This window comes from Tissierellales bacterium, from assembly GCA_035301805.1.
Taxonomy (GTDB): Bacteria; Bacillota; Clostridia; order Tissierellales; family DATGTQ01; genus DATGTQ01.
On sequence record DATGTQ010000019.1, the window covers coordinates 1 to 4,003 of the forward strand.

At 30.9% G+C, this 4,003-nt stretch carries 6 protein-coding genes; 4 read left to right on the forward strand and 2 right to left on the reverse strand.

The genetic code is table 11. The features are described from left to right. Positions 1 to 318, forward strand: a 318-nt coding sequence (locus VK071_00890) for a hypothetical protein (GenBank protein HLR33872.1), incomplete at its 5' end; no start/stop codon positions are given. A 250-nt stretch (positions 319 to 568) separates the two neighbouring features. Here VK071_00890 and VK071_00895 read toward each other — a convergent pair. Beyond that, positions 569 to 994, reverse strand: coding sequence for a hypothetical protein (locus VK071_00895; protein HLR33873.1), 426 nt, complete (start codon positions 992 to 994; stop codon positions 569 to 571). A 2-nt stretch (positions 995 to 996) separates the two neighbouring features. Beyond that, positions 997 to 1,203, reverse strand: coding sequence for a helix-turn-helix transcriptional regulator (locus VK071_00900; protein ID HLR33874.1), 207 nt, complete (start codon positions 1,201 to 1,203; stop codon positions 997 to 999). Between the two features lie 221 nt (positions 1,204 to 1,424). Here VK071_00900 and VK071_00905 point away from each other — a divergent pair, with 221 nt between their 5' ends. The 3 genes from VK071_00905 to VK071_00915 all read left to right on the forward strand — a co-directional run. Then, complete coding sequence (locus VK071_00905) at positions 1,425 to 3,203, forward strand: aminopeptidase P family protein (protein ID HLR33875.1); 1,779 nt, start codon at positions 1,425 to 1,427, stop codon at positions 3,201 to 3,203. A gap of 12 nt (positions 3,204 to 3,215) precedes the next feature. Next, positions 3,216 to 3,371, forward strand: coding sequence for a hypothetical protein (locus tag VK071_00910; GenBank protein ID HLR33876.1), 156 nt, complete (start codon positions 3,216 to 3,218; stop codon positions 3,369 to 3,371). 116 nt (positions 3,372 to 3,487) lie between these two features. After that, on the forward strand, positions 3,488 to 4,003 hold a 516-nt coding region (locus tag VK071_00915), incomplete at its 3' end, for a GIY-YIG nuclease family protein (GenBank protein HLR33877.1).

Below are 4,003 nucleotides of genomic sequence, written 5' to 3' on the forward strand. Positions count from 1 at the left end.
TGGATGGCTCTTCCTATTTTCGGGCTAGCTCAAGAAATTATATTTAAAAGTTCTATGGATTCTAGACTGTTTTTAATTCCACTAGTACCAACTATTATTTATCATTTATTTGGGGCTCTTCCTTCAGTAATGAAATCCAAATATAGAATAGATCTAACTTTAAATTGGGTTAATAGGGGTGCTGTCGGATTTGATTGGCTAGGTTCTTGGATAGGAGTAGTATTTGCCTGGGTCCTTTTAGTTTCGTCGGCATTTGCTATTTATTATTTAAATCCAAAAAAAATAGACAAAACTGATAATTCGGAAGAGGAAAAATAGAAATACTGTGCGCTTCTCCTGAAAGGATGCCGATCTATAACTATTTATTTCAATTACTTTTAAGCTATTAATCTGATTACATATTTAAAACTATATATGGTTAACTGCTTGTCAGATTAAGATTCTAGCAAGGCCCATTGTTGAAAAACATTTAAATTGGAATTATAAATAATGATTCTAACTTAATAGACTTGTCACAAGGAATTTTGTACAATAGATTTATATAAACATATTAAGTTAGAAAGAAGGATCATCGTTTTTTAATATAAAGATTGCCAATGCCGGTAATTGCCGCATAAATAAAACCATAAATCCATATATATAAGGTGGGTATATTCTCAATTTTTAAAAACATTAGTATATTTAAAATCAAGAATAGTATAAAAATAAAACCATGAGAAGTATAGGAAGAAAATCGGAGTATATTGTTGATTACTCTTTCATCTACTTCAGGTATATTCTCCTTTTTCTCTTTATTCTTCTTATTCTTTTTATAGATAATAAACAATTGTGTAATATATGCTAGAGCAATACCTGTAATACCTCCAGTAATTATAACAGAATTAACATTTTCTCCCACAAAAAAGATAACTGCACCAAATCCGATTACTGATATAAAAAGTTGGAATAATAAGGATCTATAAGGATTTTTAGGTTTATTATTTTTATTAGACATTATTAATCTTCCTCCTTTAAAATAAATATTTCCTCAATAGTCACATCAAAGTAAGCAATTAATTTGAGAGCCAGTTTTAAACTTGGATTATACTTATTATTTTCAATGGCATGGATAGTCTGCCTAGTAACCTGCAAGTCTTTTGCCATTTTTGTTTGGCTAATGCCTTTTTCCTCCCGTAATTTCCTAATAAAATTCACTACCTCCATAAAGTGGGCCTCCAAACACTGTAAAGTTTTCTTTACGGATATACTATCATAAACTAAATGAACTGTAAAGAAAGCTTTACAGTTCATTTAAGAATAAAAATATTTGATGTTAATTTGTTTGGTAAATTAAAACCTAGTAGATAGCGACTAGGTTTTTGTGTATTAATAGCATTTAAAGAAACAATATAGTATAATTAGCATTAAAGACAGGAGGCATATTTGTGAATATAAAGGAAAGAGTAAACAAATTAAGAAATCTAATGAGTAAAAAAGGCGTTACTGCATACATTATACCAACAGCAGATCCTCATCAATCAGAATATCCAGCAGATAGGTATAAAAGCAGGGCCTGGATATCTGGCTTTACAGGCTCAGCAGGAACGGTAGTTATCACTCTAGATAAAGCACTTCTATGGACTGATGGAAGATACTTTATTCAAGCAGAAGATGAATTAAAGGAAACAGGATATGACCTAATGAAAATGGGAGTATCTGGTGTGCCTACCTATATTCAATGGTTAGAGGACAATTTGAATAAGGGTGACAGTATAGGCTTTGATGGAGAAGTATTTTCAGAATCCTCTGCAGAAAAATTAGAAAAAAAATTAAAAGATAAAGATATAAAATTCATAAGTGATTATGATTTAATAGATAAAATATGGTCCGATAGACCAGATGTCCCAAGGAGTGAAGCTTTTATCCATGAAATTAAATATACAGGATTGACATCAAAAGAAAAGATAGAAAAAGTTAGAAAGTATATGGAAGATAAAAAGGCGAATTATTTCCTAATAGGTGGCTTAGACGATATTGCTTGGCTATACAATATTAGAGGTAAAGATGTGGCTAACAATCCTGTAGTTATTTCCTATGGTATTATTTCTAAAGATAAGGCCTATTTATGTGTAGATAAAGATAAGATAAATGAAGAAGTAAAAAGCTTTCTTCAGGAAAACAGTGTAAAAATTAAAGACTATGAAGAAGTAGATAGTTTTGTAAAAAGTATAGAAGAAGATTCTACTATCTTATTAGACAAGAGAAAAATAAATAGAAGGCTATACAATGGAATCCCTAGTGAGTGTAATATCATAAACCAAATGGATATAACTACAAAACTAAAAGGTAAAAAGAATGAAACGGAAATAAAGAATCAAAAAAATGCCTATATAAAAGATGGAGTAGCACTAGTAAAGTTTTTTCATTGGATAGATCAAAATATAGGGAAAAAAGAAATAACAGAAATTACTGCCAGTGAAAAACTAGAGGAATTTAGAAGGGAAGAGGACCTATTTATAGAGCCTAGCTTCGATACTATATCTGCCTATAGGGCTAATGCTGCTATGGCTCACTATTCTGCTAGAGAGGATTCTTATGCAGTTCTAGAGCCTAAGGGAATGTATCTAGTAGATTCCGGAGGACAGTATCTAGATGGAACTACAGATATTACAAGAACTGTAGCATTAGGCAAATTAACAGAAGAAGAGAAAAAAGACTTTACCCTTACCTTAAAAGGACATATAAATCTAATAACTGCAAAATTCCTAGAAGGAACTACAGGACATCAATTAGATATATTATGCAGATACCCTCTATGGCAGGAAGGTTTAGACTACAATCATGGCACAGGTCATGGTGTAGGATATGTGTTAAATGTCCATGAAGGCCCTCATAATATAGCATCTGTGCATAATAATGTATCTATGGAAAAAGGAATGATAGTATCCATAGAACCAGGTGTATATAAGGCCGGAAATCATGGAATCAGAATAGAAAATATTGTAGTAGTAGATGAGGACACGAAAACTGAATCTGGCCAATTCCTTAACTTCGAGGTTCTTTCCTTTGTACCAATAGATTTAAATTGTATTAATCCATCGTTATTGGATACAAAAGAGAAGAACTGGTTAAATGATTACCACAAGGGAGTATATAAAAAATTATCTCAATTTTTAGATGAAGAAGAAAGAGACTGGTTAAAGGAGGAGACTAGAAGTATATAAGGAGGAAATTAAATGAAAAAATCAGGAAATTCAAAAAAGCAATCATCATTTATTTGGGGCCTACTTATTTTTTGTTTAGGGTGTATAGGTTATGTGATATGGAAACAGTGGCTATTTATGGTGGGTGGACTGATTGCATTCACTTTACTATTTGTACTAGAGGAATAGGTATAATTTAAGATGCATAATTTACACTAGTTTCATTACCATTAACACAGAAGTGAATACAAGTAACTCCTTATATAATTATTGACTAATATGCTATAATATATATAGGTGATAATATGTTTAATCTTGAAGAAGAATTAAAAAACCTACCTGATAAACCAGGTGTATATATAATGAAAGATAAGAGTGGGGAAATAATATATATAGGCAAAGCCATATCTTTGAAAAATAGAGTCCGCCAATATTTTAGATCTTTAAAGAATCAAGGATTAAAGGTTAGAGCAATGGTGAAACATATAGACGAATTTGAATATATAATAGTGGATAATGAAGTGGAAGCTCTAATATTAGAAGCGAATCTAATTAAAAAACACAAACCAAAGTATAATATTTTGCTACGGGATGATAAGCAATATCCTTATATTAAAATAACTAATGAGAAATTTCCTAGGGTAATTAAAACTAGACGAGTGCTTAAAGATGGTGCAAAGTATTTTGGGCCCTATCCTAGTGCTTATGCAGTAAATGATGCCATAGATATATTACACGATATGTATCCTATAAGGACTTGTAAATTAAATCTTGGAAAAAAGAAGGAAAATCTTAGACCTTGTTTAAACTACCATCTTGGA